15 protein-coding genes are annotated in these 19,647 nt (G+C 61.8%); 7 read left to right on the forward strand and 8 right to left on the reverse strand.

Annotation, left to right across the window (positions count from 1 at the left end):
* The first annotated feature begins 52 nt into the window (after positions 1-52).
* Positions 53-1,426, forward strand: a complete 1,374-nt coding sequence (locus AC1Z32_RS10735) for an MFS transporter (RefSeq protein WP_483478681.1) — start codon at positions 53-55, stop codon at positions 1,424-1,426.
* A 49-nt stretch (positions 1,427-1,475) separates the two neighbouring features.
* On the opposite strand, the gene AC1Z32_RS10740 is transcribed toward AC1Z32_RS10735, so the two are convergent.
* Positions 1,476-2,852 carry an NAD-dependent succinate-semialdehyde dehydrogenase gene (locus tag AC1Z32_RS10740; protein ID WP_483478682.1) on the reverse strand — a complete coding sequence of 459 codons (1,377 nt, stop codon included), beginning with the start codon at positions 2,850-2,852 and terminating at the stop codon, positions 1,476-1,478.
* A gap of 164 nt (positions 2,853-3,016) precedes the next feature.
* Between AC1Z32_RS10740 and AC1Z32_RS10745 the strand changes: the two genes are divergently transcribed.
* Positions 3,017-4,000 (forward strand): AraC family transcriptional regulator, encoded by a 984-nt coding sequence (locus tag AC1Z32_RS10745; protein WP_483478683.1) that lies wholly within the window; start codon positions 3,017-3,019, stop codon positions 3,998-4,000.
* Between the two features lie 46 nt (positions 4,001-4,046).
* Here the strand turns inward: AC1Z32_RS10745 and AC1Z32_RS10750 are convergent, their stop codons facing one another.
* Genes AC1Z32_RS10750 through AC1Z32_RS10760 form a run of 3 tightly spaced genes read right to left on the reverse strand, consistent with a single transcriptional unit; the run spans position 4,047 to position 7,001 of the window.
* On the reverse strand, positions 4,047-4,394 hold the full coding sequence (locus AC1Z32_RS10750; protein ID WP_483478684.1) for an NIPSNAP family protein: 348 nt from the start codon (positions 4,392-4,394) through the stop codon (positions 4,047-4,049).
* Positions 4,391-6,121 (reverse strand): FAD-dependent oxidoreductase, encoded by a 1,731-nt coding sequence (locus AC1Z32_RS10755; RefSeq protein ID WP_483478685.1) that lies wholly within the window; start codon positions 6,119-6,121, stop codon positions 4,391-4,393. The genes AC1Z32_RS10750 and AC1Z32_RS10755 overlap by 4 nt, the downstream gene beginning before the upstream one ends.
* A 34-nt stretch (positions 6,122-6,155) precedes the next feature.
* Positions 6,156-7,001, reverse strand: a complete 846-nt coding sequence (locus AC1Z32_RS10760; protein WP_483478686.1) for an SDR family NAD(P)-dependent oxidoreductase — start codon at positions 6,999-7,001, stop codon at positions 6,156-6,158.
* Positions 7,002-7,125: 124 nt separating this feature from the next.
* Between AC1Z32_RS10760 and AC1Z32_RS10765 the strand changes: the two genes are divergently transcribed.
* A complete protein-coding gene (locus AC1Z32_RS10765) occupies positions 7,126-8,058 on the forward strand; it encodes a helix-turn-helix domain-containing protein (RefSeq protein WP_483478687.1) in 933 nt (310 codons plus the stop codon).
* 27 nt (positions 8,059-8,085) lie between these two features.
* On the opposite strand, the gene benC is transcribed toward AC1Z32_RS10765, so the two are convergent.
* The 3 genes from benC to AC1Z32_RS10780 all read right to left on the reverse strand — a co-directional run bounded on the left by benC (position 8,086) and on the right by AC1Z32_RS10780 (position 13,417).
* Positions 8,086-10,884 carry a benzoate 1,2-dioxygenase electron transfer component BenC gene (benC, locus tag AC1Z32_RS10770; protein ID WP_483478688.1) on the reverse strand — a complete coding sequence of 933 codons (2,799 nt, stop codon included), beginning with the start codon at positions 10,882-10,884 and terminating at the stop codon, positions 8,086-8,088.
* A gap of 330 nt (positions 10,885-11,214) precedes the next feature.
* On the reverse strand, positions 11,215-11,931 hold the full coding sequence (locus AC1Z32_RS10775; protein ID WP_483478689.1) for a transposase: 717 nt from the start codon (positions 11,929-11,931) through the stop codon (positions 11,215-11,217).
* Positions 11,932-12,202: 271 nt separating this feature from the next.
* Positions 12,203-13,417, reverse strand: coding sequence for a LacI family DNA-binding transcriptional regulator (locus tag AC1Z32_RS10780; RefSeq protein ID WP_483478690.1), 1,215 nt, complete (start codon positions 13,415-13,417; stop codon positions 12,203-12,205).
* 145 nt (positions 13,418-13,562) lie between these two features.
* Here AC1Z32_RS10780 and AC1Z32_RS10785 point away from each other — a divergent pair, with 145 nt between their 5' ends.
* A complete protein-coding gene (locus tag AC1Z32_RS10785; protein WP_483478822.1) occupies positions 13,563-14,867 on the forward strand; it encodes an MFS transporter in 1,305 nt (434 codons plus the stop codon).
* Between the two features lie 39 nt (positions 14,868-14,906).
* Positions 14,907-16,067: an L-talarate/galactarate dehydratase gene (locus AC1Z32_RS10790; RefSeq protein ID WP_483478691.1), complete on the forward strand. Its 1,161-nt coding sequence runs from the start codon at positions 14,907-14,909 to the stop codon at positions 16,065-16,067.
* Positions 16,068-16,126: 59 nt separating this feature from the next.
* On the opposite strand, the gene AC1Z32_RS10795 is transcribed toward AC1Z32_RS10790, so the two are convergent.
* A complete protein-coding gene (locus tag AC1Z32_RS10795; RefSeq protein WP_483478692.1) occupies positions 16,127-17,035 on the reverse strand; it encodes a LysR family transcriptional regulator in 909 nt (302 codons plus the stop codon).
* Between the two features lie 107 nt (positions 17,036-17,142).
* On the opposite strand from AC1Z32_RS10795, the gene AC1Z32_RS10800 reads away from it, so the two are divergent.
* Positions 17,143-18,219, forward strand: coding sequence for an Ldh family oxidoreductase (locus tag AC1Z32_RS10800; RefSeq protein WP_483478693.1), 1,077 nt, complete (start codon positions 17,143-17,145; stop codon positions 18,217-18,219).
* A gap of 68 nt (positions 18,220-18,287) precedes the next feature.
* Positions 18,288-19,607, forward strand: a complete 1,320-nt coding sequence (locus AC1Z32_RS10805; protein ID WP_483478694.1) for an MFS transporter — start codon at positions 18,288-18,290, stop codon at positions 19,605-19,607.
* Positions 19,608-19,647: the final 40 nt, after the last annotated feature.

The raw sequence follows: 19,647 nt of genomic DNA on the forward strand, positions 1-19,647 counted from the left end.
GCCACCGCGCCGATAGCGCGGGGCCTCACAAACTGAATCGGAGGAGACAACCATGTCCACGACTTCCGGAGCCCGCAATCGAAAGCCCGGCATGCTGCGAATCATCGCCACATCGAGCCTCGGAACGGTGCTCGAGTACTACGATTTCTTTGTCTACGTTGCGCTGACATCGACCTTGACGCACTTGTTCCTTCCTTCGACCGACCGGACCGTCGCCGCAATGGCGGGCGTCGCCACGTTCGGCATCGCGTATGTCGCGCGTCCGTTGGGCACGATCATATTCAGCCCCATGGCCGACCGGGTCGGACGCAAGAAGACGTTCGTCATCACGCTCGCGATCATGGGTATCGCGACGGTGGGAATCGGCTGCTTGCCGACTTATGCGGCGGCAGGCGTGCTTGCGCCCATTGGCCTGATCACGCTGCGCGTGTTGCAAGGCGTTGCGCTCGGCGGCGAATACGGATCTGCGGTGGTGTACGTGATGGAGCATGCGCCCGCGGGCCGCAAAGGCATGGCGACCAGCGTGCTGCAGAGCACCGCGAGCGTCGGCCTGCTGCTGGCGCTGGCGATCGTGTCCGCATTGAAGTTCACGCTCGATGCATCGGCATTCGAATCCTGGGGCTGGCGCGTACCGTTCCTGATCTCGGCGCCGATCGTCGCGGTGGCGACATGGATTCGGCTCGGCATGACCGAAACGCCCGTATTCGCGGAGCTGAAACAGGCTGGCCGTCTTTCGAAATCGCCGCTGCAGGACACGTTGTCGAGCGCGGCGTCGTGGAAAGCGATTCTGGTCGCGATGTTCGGCGCCCAGGGCGGAACGTCTGTGTCGCTCTATACGTCGATCGTCTACATGCTGTACTTCCTGCAGAACGTGTTGAAGGTCGATCCTTCGCGCGCGAATCTGTGCCTCGGTGTGGCAATCGTCGTCGCCGCGCCGCTCTATCCGGTGTTCGGCCGTCTGTCCGACGCGATCGGCCGGTCGCGGGTCATGTTGATCGGCATCGTGCTCTGGATTCTTGCAGCGTATCCGGCTTTCGCGGGCATCAGGACGAATGCGCTCGCGGGCGGCTGGGCCGCGGTGACACTGCTCATCGCGCTGCTGGCCGTATTGACGGCGATGATCATGGCGCCGTTGCCGGCGTTCATCGCCGAATGTTTTCCACCGCAGAGCAGGACCACGGGCTTCGGATTGTCGCAACAACTCGGCAATGTGCTGTTCGGCGGGTTCCTTCCGTTGATCAGTCTTTCGCTCGTCAATCTGACAGGCAACCCGCTTGCGGGCGTGGGGTACTCCATCGTGTCGCTGTTGCCCTGTCTGGCCGTCACGTTCTGCTGGGGACTGCGGCAGGATCGGCTCATTCGTCAGCGCAGTCACGAGGTCCAGTGCGCCAGCCCTGCGGACGCGACCCAGTTGCCGGTGCGCTGAGCCAGCGATGACACGAGGCGCGGCATCTCGATGTCGCGCCACGCGTTTTTCAGGCGAGACCGCTCATCAGCGTGTATTTCACGTGAACATATTCCTCGATTCCATGATGACTGCCTTCGCGTCCGTACCCGGACTGCTTCACGCCGCCGAACGGTACCGAAGCCGTGCCGACCGAGCCCGAATTCAGAATCACCATGCCTGCCTCGAGGTCACGCGAGAGCCGGAATGCACGGCCGAGATCGCGGGTGAACGCATAGGCGACGAGACCATATTCGGTGTCGTTGCTGCGTGCAATGACTTCGGCTTCGGTGGAGAAGCGATAGATCGGGAAGACGGGTCCGAATATTTCGGTCGAGGCGATCGGCATATCGTCCGCGACCTCGACGAGGATGGTGGGCGCATAGAAGAGTCCGCCCTTCGCGTGCGGATGTCCGCCGAGCACGACCTCGGCGCCGCGCTTGCGGGAATCATCGACGAGCTGGCCGACCTTGTCGATGGCCGCGCGATTGATCAACGGGCCGACGACGAACCGTTCCTGCAACCCTTGATCGACCGGAATGGCCTCGACGAGCGCCTTGACGCGCTGAACGAACGCGTCGTGCACGCTCGCCTGGACATACACGCGGTTCGGCGAGATGCAGACCTGGCCGCTGTTGCGCAGCTTCGCGGACACGAGTGCTTTTGCGGCTTCGTCGAGATCGGCGTCGTCGCAGACCACGAATGGCGCGTTGCCGCCGAGTTCCATCGTCATCGTCTTCAGTGTGCCGGCGCACTGCGCGGCGAGCAACTTGCCGACCGTGGTCGAACCGGTAAACGAGATCTTGCGGATGCGCGGATCGTCGGTGATCAGCTTGCCGATCTGCGCGGGGTCGCCGGTCACCATCTCGAACACGCCTTCCGGAATGCCGGCACGGCGCGCGTATTCGAGCAGCTTGTACGCGGTCAGCGGCGTTTCCTCGGCAGGTTTCAAGAGGATCGTGCAACCCGCTGCAAGCGCCGTCGCCACCTTGCGCGTGATCATCATGAACGGGAAATTCCAGGGCGTGATGGACGCGACCGGCCCGACGGGTTCTTTCGTGACGATCACCGCTGCGTCTTTCGCGTGAGTGGGGATGGTATCGCCGTACACGCGCTTGGCTTCCTCCGCGTACCATTCGACGAAGCCCAGCCCATACTCGATTTCGCCGAAGGCTTCCGGCAGGCACTTGCCGTTCTCGCGACACATCAGCTCGGCAAATGCGGTCTTGTCGGCGCTGACGAGGTCGAACCATTTGCGCAGCAGATCACTGCGTTCGCGGGCCAGAGTGCGCGACCAGACCGGGAACGCCGCGCATGTGCGGTCTATCGCCGCGCGCACCTGCGCTTCCGAATGATGTTCGACTTGCCCGACGACTGTGCCGTCGGCGGGATTGAGTACATCGATCATGCTTCATTCTCCGAAGTAAGTGAGCGCTTCTCAGCGCATCGAAGCAGCGTGATTCACGCTGCGGTTGCATGATCGAATGCTAGGGTTGTCGTGACCGGACGAGAACGTGTGATCGTCTGCGAAGCTTGCCCGATCCTATGAACACGCTTCTATCGAGCACCAGCATGAAAACGCATCGCTCTCCCGCATTGCCGACGATGGAAACCGAAGCCGCGGCAATGGCTCGTGTGCACGCTTCGATGGTAAGCCGGCTGCTGGAACTGGCGCCGAACGAAGGCTACAACGCGACGCCGATGCCGGACATTCGCCTGTTGCGATCGAACCGCCCGCTGACGCGCACGCCGGTGCTGTACGAGCCGGGCATCGTGGTCATCGCGCAAGGTCGCAAGCGCGGCTATCTCGGCAGCGAGGTATATATCTACGATGCGCAGCACTATCTGGCCGTCGCGTTGCCGCTGCCGTTCTCCATGGAGACCGACGCCACCGCCGATGAACCGTTGCTCGCGGTGTACGCGCGCCTCGATCCGACGCTTGCCGCCGATGTGTTGCTGCAGATCGACGAGCGCAACGGCGTGGTGCCGGGCGAGCCGGGCGGCATGGCCACGACGAGGCTCGATCTGGCGCTCGGCGAAACCATGCTGCGGTTTCTCGATGCGATGCGCGATCCGCTCGAGGCCGCGCTATTAGGGCCTTCGCTGATACGGGAGATTTACTTTCGCGTCTTTATCGGGGAGCAGGGCGGTTCGATGCGTGCGGCGCTCAACCTGGATGGAAACTTCGGGCGGATTTCCAAAGTGCTGCGCAAGATACATTCGAGCTATGCCGAGGCGCTGACGATCGAAACGCTAGCAAGGGAAGCAACGATGAGCGTGCCGTCGTTTCATATGCATTTCAAGGCGGCCACCAAGACTTCTCCGCTGCAGTACATCAAGTCGACACGACTGCATCAGGCGAGGCTATTGATGGCGCGGCAAGGAATGACCGCCGCTGCGGCGAGTGCACAGGTGGGCTATGAGAGCGCGTCGCAGTTCAGCCGCGAGTTCAAGCGGCTCTTTGGTGGCACGCCTTCGGAAGAATTGCGGAGGATGAAGCGGCATTTCGCGCTGCCGGAAGCGGAGCCGGGGTCGCCGTATGTCTCGTCGCATTGAATCGGTGGTTGAGTGGTGACTAACAGCAAGACGCTCGATCATCGGCTTACTCTGCGAGACTAGCCAGCGAAGCGGCGCGGATCAGCCGTGTCTTTTGTGCCGTGATCAGATGGCCCGACGCCTTGAGATAGGCCGGGAAATCGGGATGCGTATCGCGTGCAAGGCACCGTCGTTCGTAGTCTGCCAGATCGTCATACCCCCACAAGTGGGTGAACTGGTTTTGCGGCCCGACCATGCTTGTCCAGAATCCGAGCGGATGTCCGAGTGTCTCGCGCAGGATCGGCATCGCGAGCGTGTCGAATACGTCGAGAAACTCAGGCATCTTGCGCATCGCGATGGTGTAGACGCGGAGATCCACGAGGGGCTTTGCCAGAAACATGGGCTGGATATTCATGCGTATACCTTGTCTTTGCGGGACATCGCTTTGGTGGCGATGGCGTTACCGGTGACATAGCCGAAAGTCATGTTGGGCCCATGGGTGATACCGGCGCCCGGATAATTGCCGCCCATTACGCTGCGGCGATCATTCCCGACCGCGTAAAGGCCTTCGATCTGGCTGCCGTCGGCGCGCAGCACCTCGCCGGTGACGCTGGTCCTGAGGCCGTCGAACGTGCCCAGATCGCCCATCACTACCTTCACCGCATAGAAAGGGCCGGTCGCGATCGGCGCAACGCAAGGATTGGGCTTGTTGTCAGGGTCGGCGAGATAGCGGTTGAACGATGTGCGTCCGCGCTGGAACGCCGGGTCTTCGCCGCGCTCGGCGTCGCGATTGTAGGCAGAGACGGTCTTCTCGAGCGCCTCAGGAACAATCCCGCAATGACGCGCCAGCTCGCCGAGCGTTTCGCCCTTGACGAGGTAGCCTTTGCGCAACAATGGCCCCACCGGCATCGGCGCGGGCTTGGCATAACCCAGTCCGTACTTGCCGAGCGCCACCTTATCGCAGATCAGCCACATCGCCGTCTCCCGTTCGCGCTCGCAGGCGCGCATCAGCGCAGCGCCAACATCGTGGTAAGAGTTCGATTCGTTGGTGAAGCGCTGGCCGTCGCGCAGCACGCCGATCACGCCGGGCTTGTAGCGGTCGAGCAGATGCGGGAATACGCCTGTGCGGTCCTTGCCGAAGGGCACCTTCGAGACGGGCATCCAGGCCGACGCATCGGCAAAGCCGAGCGCCACGGCGCCGCCCATCTTCTCCGCCATGGTCAGCCCGTCGCCCGTATTGCCGACGGGAGTAGGCGAGAGATGCTCACCGCCACGCTTCACATGCGGATAGACCTGCGCGATGCGCTTGAGATCGTGCGGGAAGCCGCCGCAGGCGAGCACGACGCCGTGTCGCGCGGTGATCCGAAGCTCACCGTCCGCCGCGTCCGCCGCGTCCGCCCGCACGCCGACCACTTTGCCGTCCTCGCTCAGCAGTTCCTTCACGGGTGTCGAAGTGAGGATCGGAATGTCGAGCGTCAGCGCCGACTTCGCGAGCCTTGCGGCGAGCGCGTTGCCGCTGGTTACGTTAATTCCACGGCGGTAAAGCAGCAGCTCCTTGAGGTGCGTAGCCAGACGCCGGGCTACGTAGAAGAAGGAAGCAATCGACTTGGTCGCGCGGAAGAAGTGCTTGAGGTCCGCATTCGAGGAGTTGAACATCATTCCCATGAAGGTGATCGTCTCGAGCGGCAGCTTGAGACGGCGCATGTCCTTGCCGAGCCCGCGAATGTCATAGGGCGCGGCGAGGATCGAGCGGCCGATGTCGACGCCGCCGCGCGCATCCGGGTGATAGTCCGGATAGAGCGTGGGCACGAACTTCATTTCGGTCTCCCGCTCGAAGAACTCGACCATTTTTGGCCCGTGTTCGATAAAGCATTCGACGGCGGCGGCATCGTAGTTGCTGCCCGTCTCGCTCATCATGTATTCGCGCACGCGCTCGACGGTGTCAGCCGGATTCTGCTGCCGGCCATACTTGCTCAGCGGAATCCACAAGACTCCGCCCGACAGCGCGGTGGTACCACCGAACACGGGCTCCTTTTCGAGCACGATGACATCGAGGCCGCGCTTCCTCGCAGTGATCGCGGTGGCGAGGCCCGCGGCACCCGATCCGACCACGACCAGATCGCAAATGATCTCCTTGGACATATCCACTCTCCTTGTCGTTATGGTGTGATGGCGCTCACGCGCCCGGCGTGGCGTTGAAACCGGGGCGCGGGACCATGTCCATCAGCATGCAATCCAGCCCGCCGTCGACGAGCACCTCCGCGCCATTGACGTAGGCAGCCAGGTCGGAGGCGAGGAACAGGGCCGGGCCGGCGAGGTCCTCCGGCTCGCCGATGCGGCGGCTCGCGGTGGCGGCGGCGCGGCGAGCTTCGAAGCCGGGCTCCTCGTAGAACTTCGCGGACAGCGCGGTGCGGATCATGCCGGGCAGCACGCAGTTGCTGCGCACCCCGCGTGGACCCCATTCCGCCGCCAGCTGCCGCGACAGCAGCAGCACGCCCGCCTTGCTTGGGCTATACGAACCGCTATTGGTCTGCGGATTGAGCGCCGCGATCGAGGCAACGTGGACGATACTGCCTTTGCCCGCCGACAGCATGTCGCCCCCGAAAGCTCGAGCACACAGGAGATACCCGGTCAGGTTCACGGCGATAGCCCGATTCCAGTCCGCGATCGAGACCGTCTCGAGCGCTCCGGCGGCCAGAAGCCCGGCATTGTTGACGAGCACGCTGGCCGGGCCGAGCGCTGCGCGAACCTCCGCAGCAGCCGCGGCAACCGATGCTTCGTCCGACACGTCGCAGCCGATCGCCTGCGCCACCGCACCGGCGTTCCGAAGTTCGGCGGCGACAGCTTCAGCGCCTGCAAGATTCCGATCCACGAGCGCCACATGTGCTCCGAGACTGGCGAACGCGCGCGCGATGCCGGCACCAATGCCACTTCCCGAGCCCGTGACCACGCAGACCTTTCCGGCCAGATTCAGCGAGTAGGGGGTCGACGCCGCCGCGCGATTTTCAAGTTCCTGTCTCATGTAGTTGTCCTTCCTTAAGTTTTCCATGTGATCCTGCCTCCTGAAATCCGTACCGCCATTGAACGCCCCAAGCGCCTATGGAACAATGGATAGAGATCACATAGCACAGGACATAACGTGCATCATGGCCAATGACCTGCAGCGCCGCCGGACCGTTCTGCATTTCGCGCTCTATGGCGCAGAAGCCGACCAATCCTGGCTCGACATGGTCCACTACGAACGCATTCCCCTGCGTGCCGGCCGTTTCGACTTCGACATCAAGCCGCACGTCCATGACGCGCTGATCCAGGTGCTCTACGTCACCGCCGGGGGCGGCGAGACCTTCATCGACGGCAAGACCTGGACAGTCGAAGCGCCATGCCTGATCGTCGTGCCAGCGCGCTCGGTTCACGGCTTTCACTTTCGCAGCGACATCGACGGTCACGTCATCACCGCCGCGCAGTCCGCGCTGGAATCGCTGGCAATGGCAGCCGCGCCCGAACTGCTGGAATTCATCCGCACGCCGACGGTGCTGTCGATCGATCCCGACGTCGAACGCGGCACACCCCTGAACACCCTGTTTGAGTCGATCGGACACGAGGCGGAGAGCCACGAGCGCTGGCAGTTCACCGCGGGGGCAGCACTGACGATTGCCCTGTTCGTCAAGATCGGGCGCCTCAGCGAGAGCACCCGGCTTTCAGCCAGTTCCGAGCAGCGGACCATGGCCGTGCGGATCGAGCGGTTCCGCGCCTTGCTCGACCGCCATTGCCGTGAGCGGCGGCCGGTCGCCAGCTATGCCGACGAAATGGGCGTGAGCACCGGCCAGCTCTCGCGGATCTGCCGCGCCACCTTCGGGGTCTCGGCAATCGAGGCAATCGATGCACGCTCGATCCACGAGGCAAAGCGGCTGCTCGGCTATTCGACGCTCAGCGTGAAGCAGATCGCCAGTGAACTGGGTTTTCAGGACGAGGCCTATTTCGGTCGTTTCTTCCGCAAGCAGACCGGACTGCGGCCAACCGAATACCGCTCTGCGGCCCACAATCGATCCTTGCCGCCTGAAAAGGGGAGCGCGGGCTGACTCGGCCGCGCCCCCGGTCATCCGCTTTTAGACCGATAACCCTCGGAACTTCACGAACAGATGTTCCGGCCCGGAGTTGGTCAGATTGTTGCCCCGCACATACTGAATCGGCCGCGCAGGATCCAGCGCGATATCTCCAATCTTGCGGACCAGAGCCTTCGTCGCGATCAGCGTCTCCAGCTTGGCGAGCGGCGCGCCAAGGCATTTGTGCATGCCGTTGCCGAATCCCAAATGGCCGTTGGAATCGCGGTCGATGTCGAACGTTTCGCCCTCGGCAAACTTTCGGCTGTCGCGGTTCGCAGCCGACAGCAGCAAGCGCACCACCGCGCCTTTGGGCAGATCGACGCCCGCGACGGTCGTCGCCTCGGTGGTGATGCGGCTCACGCGCTGGACGGTCCCGCGATATCGCGCCACCTCCTCGACGAAACGTTCGGCGTCGGCGGGGTTTTCGCGGATCCGTCCCAGCAAATCCGGCTGTTCGGTGAACATGCGAAAAGCGTTGGCGACAAGGATAGTCGTCGTGTCGTGCCCGGCAATGAAGACGAAGGCGCACAGCTCCTTCGCTTCCTTTTCCGAAAGCAACCCGTCCTTCCACATGCGCGCGATATGCCCGCCGATCGACTGGCTGTCGGTGCGGGCGAGCCGCTCCATCGCTTCCTTCAGGTAAGCGAAGAAAGCCTGCGCGCTCTGCTCGTCGGTGCCGGTCCCCGGCGCATTGCGGGCGAGGCGCCCGAAGTAGCTGAAGGTCTCGTCCGACCAGAACTTCATCTTCTCCTCATCTTCGTTCGGCACGTCGATCATCGTGGAGATGGTCGAGATGCTGAGCGGGATGGCGAAATCGTTGACGACATCGCCGCCGCCTTTGGCGATCATCGCGTCGAGCAGGTCCTCCGCCCTCTGCCCGATCTGCTCGATAAAGGGATCGAGCGCGAGCGGCAGGAAGGACGGCTGGACAACCTTGCGTAACCGCGAATGATCCGGCGCATCGAACAGCGTCAGGAAAGTCAGCGGCGGCGGACTGACGACCTCGGAGGAAAATAGCTTCGGGTTGCGGATCGCCTGGTAGACATCGTCATAGCGCGACAAGAACCACACGTCCGAAGTCGCCGACTGGCAACGCAGCACCGGCGCGTGCTCCCGCATCCAACGGTAGTGCTCGTAAGGGTCGCCTTGCGAGCCGTCATCGACCACCTTGAATGGTTCAAGCCCGTCGGGCCAGTCCAGTTCGTGTGAATAGGGCGGAAGGGTCTTGGCCGTGAATGGGCAGATCTGCGGCGCGCTTTGCGGCACGGCAGGCGGTGCAGATGGGGCAGAGGGTGGCGCCGCGACGACGGGTGCTGCCTTGCCCGGCGTAATACGCTCCAGCGCCCGGCTCATGGTGGCCTTGGAGTGCTGCGCATGCAGTGCGATCACGTCCCGTGCCGCGTTCAGGTCGCCCAGTTCGAAGGCGGCGACGATGTCCCGGTGCTGCTGGACGATATCGCCGACGATCTCGATCTGACCGGTCAGCGCGCGAGCGATATAGTCCTGCACGGCGAGTTGCCGGTAGAGCGCGATCAGCTGGGCGTTGCCGGAAGCTTCGACGGTGAACAGATGGAACGCGTGGTTCGCGTCGATGTAGCGCGCAACGTCGGTAAAGCGCCGCCCGGATACGAACGGCGCCGTCGCCTCGGCGAGCTGGCGGAACCTGATCAATTGCTCGCTCGACAGCCGCCCCATGGTCAGTTGAGCCGCTCCCAGTTCGAGCGCCATGCGCAGGTCGAAGGCTTCATCGACATCGACAGGAGCGATGCGCTCCTCGCCGGTCTGAACCACGAGGCCGGTGCCAGCGAACTTCTCGTAATAGAAGTTGCGCGGCGTCAGCCCTTCGGACGACAGAAAATCGCGCACCGCATCGACCATCGGCGGCGGGCCGCAGAGGTAGACATCCGCGTCTCCGTCGTTGAGCTGGGAGGCGCTGATGTGGCCGGTCACATAGCCCTTGTTGCGATAGGTACTGTCGGGGCTGGCGACGGTGCACGCATAGGTGAAGTTCGGCAGGCGCTGCGCATAGGTTTCGAGCCGGTCGATGCCAACCAGATCCTCGTCGGTGTTTACACCCAGGATCATGTGGATCGGGTACGGACTGTCGCCGTCCGCGACGATCTTGTCCAGCATCGAGAGAAATGGCGCGAGGCCCGTGCCACCCGCCAGAAACAGCACCGGCCGCTCGATCGGGCGCAGGTAGAAGCTTCCCAGCGGGCCGCGAAACTCGATTGGGTCTCCGGCTTTGGCGGTTTCGCAGAGCCATCTCGACATCACCCCGTGGCGTACGTTGCGCACGAGGAAGGACAGGCGCGGCTCGGACGGCCCCGAGCTGAACGAGTAGGAGCGTGTCTGATCGGTGCCGGGGACCCGGATGTTGACATACTGCCCAGGAAGGAAGCTGAGATCTGCGCGGTTCTCGAGCTCGACAGAGAAAGCGATCGTGGTATCCGACGCTCGCTGGCAGGTGACGATTCGTCCGCTGTGGGAGGACGGTCCGGTACCCGAGACATCGGAGTTCGTGGCGATCTGGATCACACAGTCGGAACGTGGGCTCATCTGGCAGGTAAGAACCTTGCGGGCGCTTGCCTCTTCGGGGCTGAGCGCATCTTCTACGCAGTCGCCCAGAACGTACTCGCCGGACTCGCAGACCGCCTTGCAGGTGCCGCACACACCATCACGGCAATCGAGTGGAATATTGAGCTTGGCGCGAATGGCGGCATCGGTGATTCGCTCGCCCTCCTCGCACTCGATGAAGCGGGTCACTCCGTCCTCAAAACGGAGGGTTATCTGATGGGCCATGACGGTGTCTCCTGTAGAGGCGCCCGAACAACCGCTCGGCTGGCGGTTTCGTCGGTCGGGTTGGCGCGCGGGGTAATCTTGTTTCTCGCAAGCGCCCGGCGGGTTCAGTGACGCCAATTTAGAGCCTCAGCCGCATTCCTCTCAATGGACAGAGACGTCGTTAGCCCGGACAAAACGTGCACCGACGTTTCGTTGAGACTTCACTCCTTGCTAGGTATTCTTGAAAACCGCTGACAGGATTGGATGCGATGTCATACGCACAAAAAAGCCTCGGCCGTGTCCGGCGGGGCTTTCTGGCTGCGTCCCTTATTAACCTGATTTTTCTTTTGGCTAGCGCACCTGTGCGGGGTCGCTCGTCGTGCGAACCTTGCGCGGCCGGTCGCGCAGCAGCAGCGGCATCAAACGTCGGTTGGCTGTCTGCGCTGCCCACTCGCAATACGCGGCGCTGCCGAGCACCCAACCCTTGAGCGTCGACTGCATCAGAATATTGATCTCGGGTTCGTCAAGAGGCTGTGCGCCCAAATCGCGGTAAGCCTGGTGGCGCTCGAGCGGTGTATCGCCGAGCGCGCGGTAGAGTGGATGGTCCTTGATGAAGCTATCGACACGCAGCCCGATGTGGTGCGTGTAGCTCGACCACTGGTAGTTTTCCGGCTCCGCTACAAGGCGGGTGCGCACCGGCGCATGATCGATGGCCTGGCTCGCGAGCAGGAAATAACGGCCGGGCTCAATCACTGTTGCCCGGTACCCGCCACGCCACACCGTACCGCGGCGTCCATGGCGGCGGTTGAAGGTCTCGACATAGCGACGGCCGACCGCCTGCATCGCCATGGCCACGCTCGACTCGTATGAAGGCGTGACGAGGAACTGTACCGCGTCAGGCATGAGTACCCACGCGTGGACTGCCAGATCGGCGACGCGCGCTGCGTCTGCCAGGCAGCCGAGGAAGTAAAGGTAGTCTCCTTCGTCCAGGAATGCGGGCCCGGTGAGCCCCTGCAAGATAACGTGCTGCGGTTGGTCTGGGACGTAATGCCGTGTGAGCCGTGTCATGCTGAATGAACCGCAAATCCGATATGAGAAAGCGATCCGACTGGTATCGGATGCGTGACGGTGCCTAACGTGGTTATGGGCGAAATTCTATCGGTCGCGTGCACGCGCTTGCATCACGAACAGGCCTTATTTCTGGTCTCTTTTCGTTGAATTGCCGATCGCAAACCGGGATCGTGGTGCAACGCGGCGTGGCCGCAGGTTTCCCGGTTTGGTGTAATGGTAGGCGTGGAAGAACAGGAAAAGGCCCCGCAGTTACTTCCTTGATGCTTTCTCAGGCGCTTTCCCGATCGATAATCGAGAAGCCCGTATCTATTCTTCGCGCCGGAATGTCGTTACTGGAACGACCTGCCTCGAACCGTGAGAGCAAGGCCTCCGCAGCCTTCATTCCGATAGTCGTACCTTCGACGCGCACCGTCGAAAGCGAAGGGTAGACGTAGGCAGCGGTGCTGAGATCGCCAAAGCCCATCACCGCGACGTCACGCGGCACCGACATCTTTCGGCTGGCTGCCTCGGCTAAAACGCCCTGCGCGAGCGTGTCCGAACTGCAGACGATGACGTCGGGCCGGGCCTCTTCGAACAACAGCGCAGCGCCTTGTCGTCCTGCCTGAATAGTGGCAGGGGCCGGGAGAATCTTGATGGCCGTATCAACGATCCCTTGTCTGCGAAGTTCCGCGACCAAGCTCTTTCCGCGCCGCAGACCTCTGGGATCATCAACGGAAACGACGCCGAACTTTCGGTAGCCCTTCTCCAGGAGGTGCTGAGCCACTTTCTTGCCGACTTGCTCGTGTGAGAAACCTATGACCGTGTCAATTGGCTTGTTGGTCAGATCCCAAATCTCCACGACGGGGATTTTGGCCTTGGTAAGCCGGTCAACAGTGGCCTTCGTGTGGCTGGTCCCCGCGAGCACGATTCCGTCGGGGCGCCGGCCGAGAATCGCCTCCACCAGAGCCTCCTCACGAGCCGTGGAATACGCCGTGAGCCCGAGAAGCGTTTGATAGCCGACCCCCGTCAGCTTGTCTACCAGAGCCTGAACGGTCTCGGCGAAGATCGAGTTGGCAATAGTCGGAAGCAGGATTGCGACGAGCCGGCTCTTGCTGCTTGCAAGCCCTCCGGCCAGCATGTTGGGCACATAGCCTGTGGCTCGCACCGCGTCGAGCACTTTTTTCTGCGTGTCGCTGCGTACCAGTTCCGGACGATTGAGGGCCCGCGATACTGTCATCGGCGCAACGCCCGCTACTTTCGCAACGTCGATGAGCGTCACGCTCTCCGGCTGCGCGGAAAGCGATATGTGCCTGCTGGAAATTTTCTTCGCCATGTTCGGAGTCTGATAAGCGGCTGTCCGCTGGTGCGGATCGAACGGCTCGTCGAGCCGCCGTACACGAATTAGAACACGAACACGTCGTGTCGCCGATGCGTCGGTGCGTGAACTCACCTTGGGGAAACCACGAATGATTGCGCAATCAATTTTGCTTGAATGATTGCGCAATCACTGTATTATCCATCGCATGTCGACCGGCCGACGCGCGAATGGCCGGCGAGGGCCGACCCAACAGGAGACAAGCGTGGCAGTTCAACCATCAAGCGCTCAAAGCGGCGCAAACCGCACGAGAGTGCGATGGTTCATCCTTGCGATGATCTTTGTGGTGACCGTGTTCAACTACGTGGATCGAGCGACACTCTCGATCGCCGCACCGAGCATGCGACACGACCTCGGCTTCGATGCGCTGACCATGGGCATTGCGTTTTCAGCCTTTGGCTGGACCTACACGGCAATGCAGATTCCGGGCGGTCTCATTCTCGACCGATTCGGTGCGCGAATCGTGCTCGGCACCAGCCTGATCCTATGGTCGGCGCTGACCTTCCTTCAGGGTTTCGTCCATCTCTTCGCGTCGGCGTTCGTGATGCTTTTCGTGCTTCGCTTCCTGATGGGTATCGCCGAGTCGCCGGCATTCCCATGCAACAGCCGCCTGACCGTGATGTGGTTTCCAAGCGCTGAGCGCGGCCTGGCAACGTCTGTTTTCCAGCTTGCGCAGTACTTCGCACTGGCGGTGTTCACGCCGATCATGACTTTCACTGTCAGCGCATGGGGCTGGCACTACGTGTTCTTTACCACGGGCGCCGTCGGTATTCTCATCGGCCTGTGGTGGCTGCGATCAGTGCGCGAACCGCAGCGCGATCATCGCGTCAATGCGGCGGAGCTGGAATACATCGCGGCGGGCGGTGGCCTGCCGACCATGGGCGACAGTCCACAACCATTCAGATGGAAGCAAGTGGGCGCCATCGCGGCTAACCGCATGATGATCGGCGTCTATATCGGCCAGTTCTGTCTGACATCGATCACCTGGTTCTTTCTTACATGGTTCCCGACCTACCTCATCGAAGCGAAGGGCATGTCGATTCTGAAGGTCGGTCTCGTCGCCGCGTTGCCTGCGGTGGCCGGTTGTGTAGGCGGGCTCATCGGCGGGTTGTGGTCCGACCGGATGCTCAAGCGCGGGTTCAGCCTCACGGCCGCGCGCAAAACACCGATCATCTGCGGCCTGGTTTTGTCGAGCACGATCGTGGTGGCCAACTATGTGCAATCGACGACGGTCGTGATTCTCGTGATGTCGATCGCCTTCTTCGCCAAGGGCGTCGGCAATCTCGGCTGGTGCATCGTCGGCGATGTGTCGCCCAGGCATGCCATGGGTATCAGCGGCGGCATTTTCAATCTCTGCAGCAATCTCGCGAGCATCGTCACGCCGCTTGCTATCGGCTGGATGATCAAGAGCACCGGATCGTTTGAAGTTGCTCTCACTTATGTTGCTGCGCTGTCGATCCTCGGCGCCTGCTCTTATCTGTTCATCGTCGGGAAGCTGCAGCGTCTGGATCTGGATGACCATGACGATCCGTCGAGCGAGCGCGTCGCTGCACCCCTGAAACCGCGTCACGGCCTTTGAGCCGTCCGCACATTCGCATTGTCATGTAAGGAAGCAATCATGAACGCAACATCTTCGCTCATCACCGTTACGTCGAACGACTCGATCAAATGGGTCCGCGTCGCCTCTACCTTTCTTCCGCTTGCCAATCCGATCAGCGACGCCAAGGTGCTCACTGGCCGCCAGAAGCCGATGACGGAAATCGCGATACTCTTCGTCGAGATCGAAACGGCCGACGGTCATCGCGGTCTCGGCTTCAGTTATTCCAAGCGCGCAGGCGGCCCCGGCCAGTTCGCGCATGCAAAGGAAATCGCCCCGACGCTGATCGGTGAAGACCCGAGTGACATCGCGCGGCTGTGGGACAAGCTGGCGTGGGCGGGTGCATCGGTGGGGCGAAGCGGGATGGCGGCGCAGGCAATCGGTGCATTCGACGTCGCGCTGTGGGATTTGAAGGCGAAGCGCGCAAACCTTTCGCTCGCGAAATTGCTCGGTGCGCATCGTGATTCCGTGCGCTGTTACAACACGTCTGGCGGCTTCCTGCATACACCGCTCGACCAGCTGCTTACCAATACCGACGTCTCGCGCGAGAAGGGCATCGGCGGCATCAAGCTGAAGGTCGGGCAGCCGGACTGTGCGATCGACATTCAACGCGTTCAGACGGTTCGCAAACATCTTGGCGACAGTTTCCCGCTAATGGTCGATGCAAATCAGCAATGGGATCGCCCGACCGCGCAGCGCATGTGCCGTACCTTCGAACAGTTCAACCTGATCTGGATCGAGGAGCCGCTCGATTGCTACGATGCAGAAGGCCACGCGGCCCTCGCCGCACAGTTCGATACGCCGATCGCCACGGGCGAGATGCTGACGAGCGTGTCGGAACACTGGGAGTTCATCCGTCAGCGCGGCGCGGACTATCTGATGCCGGACGCGCCCCGCGTCGGCGGCATTACGCCGTTCCTGAAGGTGGCGACGCTTGCAGACCATGCGGGACTGATGCTCGCGCCGCACTTCGCGATGGAGCTCCATGTGCACCTCGCGGCGTGCTATTCGCGCGAACCGTGGGTCGAGCACTTCGAATGGCTGGAGCCGCTGTTCAACGAGCGCCTGGAGACGAAGAACGGCCGCATGATCGTGCCGACCCGTCCCGGTCTCGGCCTGAGTCTGAGCGAGCGCGTCGCGGAATGGACGGCGCAGGAAGCCGAGATCGGCACGCGGGCCTGATCCGGACGGGGCGTTCCGGCGCGGGGCACGGAATTCAAAGATGAGATGCGAATAGCAACTCACGGCAACGAGCGAGAAGCGGCGCTGAAGAACGCAGTCAAATAGCGCAGCGCCGTTTCGCTGACTGGGTTACCCGTGTCATCCCGCCAGGCAAGCACAAGCTCGGCGTTGACGGCGTGCGCCTCGACCAATGGCCGAAAGATCACATTGTCGAAGTGGATGCTCTCGGCCGATTGCGGAACGAGCGCCACGCCCAGGTCGGCGCCGACCAAAGCCAATATCGAGTGCGTCTGCGTGACGTGCTGCGTCTCTGCCACGCGGACGTTCATGGCCTGGAGAAGTCCGGTGATCAGCCCATGAAAATATGCGCCCTCGACGGGAGGGTACGTAATCAAACTCTCGCCGGCCAGGTCGGCCACGGCGACGCTCGGTCGTTGTGAAAGGCGATGCTCCTTCGCCACGGCGAGCACGAGCGGCTCGCGAAACACACAGACAGAGCGAACGCCGCGTTCGAGGATCGGCGGTCGCGACAGTCCTATGTCTATCTGTTGCAAACGCAGTGCGTCGAGTTGTTGCGCCGACGTCATTTCTCGCAGCGTCAGCGATACGCTCGGCATCCGCTCCCGCAGAAGCTTCACGAATCGCGGCAGGAACTGATAGCTCGATGCTGCGGTGAAACCTATCGTCAAGGAGCCCTCGTCTCCTGACGCGATGCGCCTCGCGTCGATGACGGCCGCATTCGTTTGTCCGACGATGAGTCTCGCCGATCGCGCGAACGCGGCGCCGGCAGGAGTGAGACGGATGCTGCGGCCACTCCGGTCGAACAACTCGAAGTCGAGCGCGTGTTCGAGCGCCTGAATGTGCCGGGTGAGCGGCGGCTGCGTCATGTTCAAGTGTTCGGCCGCGCGTCTGAAGTTCATCTCGTCGACGACCGCGAGGAAGCAGCGCAACTGGATATAAGTAATCATCGATACAGAATAAGTATCAACCGATGCCTGAGCAAGTCTTTTCGGTATCGGAATTCCTCGATATCTTTGTGCATCAACTGGCAACCACAACGCGCTGCGCCCGACCTATGTCAACCATCGAAACCGTTGAAGCAATCCGCCGCCCGGAAACGGAACTCACTCTGTTAGCCAACCGTCTTCTGCATGCAGCGGGCATGGAAAGCGAGAAGGCGCGCGCTGTCGCTGACCTGCTCGTTCTGACCGACATGATGGGGCGCTCGACTCACGGTCTCGCTCAATGCAGCCCGTACCTGGAAGAACTCACGAATGGAAGGATGACCGCCGCGGGGCGGCCGGAAGTGGTGCGCGACCTGGGCGCCACCGTCGTGTGGGACGGAAATTATCTTCCCGGATTGTGGCTCATGCAGGAAGCCTTATCGCTCGGTTTCGAACGCATCCCCGATTGCGGCGTCTTTACCTTCGCGATGCGCAGAAGTCATCATATCGGCTGTCTCGCCGCGCTTGCGAAGCAGGCCACCGACCGCGGCTACTACGCGATGATCGCGTCTTCCGGTCCACACACCAAACTCGTCGCGCCGTTCGGCGGCAAGCAGGGGCTATTCAGCCCGAATCCGTTCGCATTCGCTTTTCCTACGACCCGGTTTCCGGTGCTGGTCGATACCTGCGCGTCGATTACCACCGTCTCGATGACGCGCCAGAAAGTGGCAGCGGGCGAGATGTTCGATCATGCGTGGCTTCTCGATTCGGAGGGCAAGCCGACACGCGATCCGAACGTCATGGAACGCAGCGAGCGCAGAGGGAGCTTGATGCTCCTGGGCGGAGAGGAGTCGGGCCACAAGGGTTTCGGTCTCGCGCTGATGATCGAAGCACTGACTCAGGGTTTGTCGGGCTTCGGTCGCATGGACGTGCCGACGCGCTGGGGTGCGAGCGTCTATCTGCAAATCATCGATCCGGCGGCATTTGCAGGTGCAGAAGCGTCGATTACACAGATGGATTTCTTTGTCGCGCAGTGCCATGCCAACGATCCTATCGATCCGGCAAAGCCCGTGCGGCTTCCCGGCGAACAGGCTTCGCGCAATATCGAGCAGAGCCGCCGTGACGGCATTCTCCTGTCACCTTCGACGATTTCCACGTTGAGAAGTTGGGCTTCGAGGCTCGGCGTCGATGACCGCATTCTCGTATGACGGACTGGCACGTAAAGCCGGGTTGTCATTAGCAGGACCAAAACCAATAGACGGAGACAGGCGAAATCATGAAGGACGACGCAACCGCGGCCGCTTTGCCGCAAGAACTGGCAAGAACCGAGGGACGTACGAATGTGCGCTGGATGATGCTTGGGTTGGTTTTCATCGGCACGATCATCAATTATCTCGACCGTGCGAACATGTCGGTCGTCGCACCGCTCATTTCGAAAGAGTTCAGCATATCGCCCGTGGCGATGGGCTTTCTCTTCTCCGCATTCTCCTGGGCATTTGCAATAGCGACCATTCCGGGCGGCTATCTGCTCGACCGTTTCGGTACGCGACTCGTCTACGGACTCTGTCTGACCGCTTGGTCGCTCGCGACGACGCTGCAAATCCTTGCGGGCGGTTTCGCCTCGCTGTTCGGCCTGCGCTTTGGCGTCGGCGCCGCTGAAGCGCCTGCGTTTCCAGCGAACAACAAGGTCGCGACGTCCTGGTTTCCTCAGCGCGAGATCGGTGTCGCGGGAAGCGTTTGCTCGATGGGTATCTACCTCGGTACGGCGCTTCTTACGCCTGTGGAGTTCTATATCGCGGAGCGCTATGGCTGGCGCGGTGTGTTTCTGTCGTCGGGTGTGGTCGGATTGATCTGGGCGGTGTTCTGGTTTCTCTTCTATCGCGAACCGGGCAACAGCAAGCTGGTGAACAAGGAGGAACTCGATTACATCCGGCAAGGCAAGGCCACGGGCAGCCCGGCAATCAAGGGCGATGGCTTTCGCTGGGAACATTGTTTGAAACTGCTGAGCTTTCGCCAGATGTGGGGCGTGTGCATCGGCAAGTTCGCTGCAACCACGACGCTTTACTTCTTCCTCACGTGGTTTCCGACGTATCTCATACAGGCTCGCGGCATGACGATGCTGCATGCCGGGGCGGCGGCGATCGGCCCGTATCTCGCGGCGGCGGTCGGCGTGATGTTCGGCGGCTGGTGGGGCGACTGGATGGTTCGGAAAGGCTTCTCGGTGACGACCGCGCGCAAGCTTCCGATGGTCATAGGCCTCCTGCTGACGGGTTCGATCGTCCTTGCAAACTTCACGACCTCGAACGCGCTCGTCATGGTCATCCTGTGTTTCGCGTTCTTTGCGCAGGGCATGTCATCGACGACCTGGGTGATCCTTTCCGAGATCTCGCCTTTGAAGCTGGTGGGAATGACGGGAAGCATCGCGAGCTTCGCAAGCAATATCGCCGGCATCGTTACTCCGATCACCATCGGCTTCATCGTTCAGAAGACGGGATCGTTCGAGTGGGCGCTTGGATTCTGCGCAATCGTGTCTCTCATCGGTGTCCTGTCCTACACCCTCCTCATGGGTCCGATCAAGCGGTTAGAAGTCGAGTAACGTCGGCGCGCGCTCGCCTCGATGATCAGCAATCTGTTCC

It is taken from the genome of Caballeronia sp. 11_S32, from assembly GCF_056930355.1.

Bases quoted from the DNA above. Each gene is read 5' to 3' on its own strand.
- AC1Z32_RS10735 (WP_483478681.1), top strand. From the start codon at position 53: ATGTCCACGACTTCCGGAGCCCGCAATCGAAAGCCCGGCATGCTGCGA.
- AC1Z32_RS10740 (WP_483478682.1), bottom strand. From the start codon at position 2,852: ATGATCGATGTACTCAATCCCGCCGACGGCACAGTCGTCGGGCAAGTC.
- AC1Z32_RS10745 (WP_483478683.1), top strand. From the start codon at position 3,017: ATGAAAACGCATCGCTCTCCCGCATTGCCGACGATGGAAACCGAAGCC.
- AC1Z32_RS10750 (WP_483478684.1), bottom strand. From the start codon at position 4,394: ATGAATATCCAGCCCATGTTTCTGGCAAAGCCCCTCGTGGATCTCCGC.
- AC1Z32_RS10755 (WP_483478685.1), bottom strand. From the start codon at position 6,121: ATGTCCAAGGAGATCATTTGCGATCTGGTCGTGGTCGGATCGGGTGCC.
- AC1Z32_RS10760 (WP_483478686.1), bottom strand. From the start codon at position 7,001: ATGAGACAGGAACTTGAAAATCGCGCGGCGGCGTCGACCCCCTACTCG.
- AC1Z32_RS10765 (WP_483478687.1), top strand. From the start codon at position 7,126: ATGGCCAATGACCTGCAGCGCCGCCGGACCGTTCTGCATTTCGCGCTC.
- benC (WP_483478688.1), bottom strand. From the start codon at position 10,884: ATGGCCCATCAGATAACCCTCCGTTTTGAGGACGGAGTGACCCGCTTC.
- AC1Z32_RS10775 (WP_483478689.1), bottom strand. From the start codon at position 11,931: ATGACACGGCTCACACGGCATTACGTCCCAGACCAACCGCAGCACGTT.
- AC1Z32_RS10785 (WP_483478822.1), top strand. From the start codon at position 13,563: ATGATCTTTGTGGTGACCGTGTTCAACTACGTGGATCGAGCGACACTC.
- AC1Z32_RS10790 (WP_483478691.1), top strand. From the start codon at position 14,907: ATGAACGCAACATCTTCGCTCATCACCGTTACGTCGAACGACTCGATC.
- AC1Z32_RS10795 (WP_483478692.1), bottom strand. From the start codon at position 17,035: ATGATTACTTATATCCAGTTGCGCTGCTTCCTCGCGGTCGTCGACGAG.
- AC1Z32_RS10800 (WP_483478693.1), top strand. From the start codon at position 17,143: ATGTCAACCATCGAAACCGTTGAAGCAATCCGCCGCCCGGAAACGGAA.
- AC1Z32_RS10805 (WP_483478694.1), top strand. From the start codon at position 18,288: ATGAAGGACGACGCAACCGCGGCCGCTTTGCCGCAAGAACTGGCAAGA.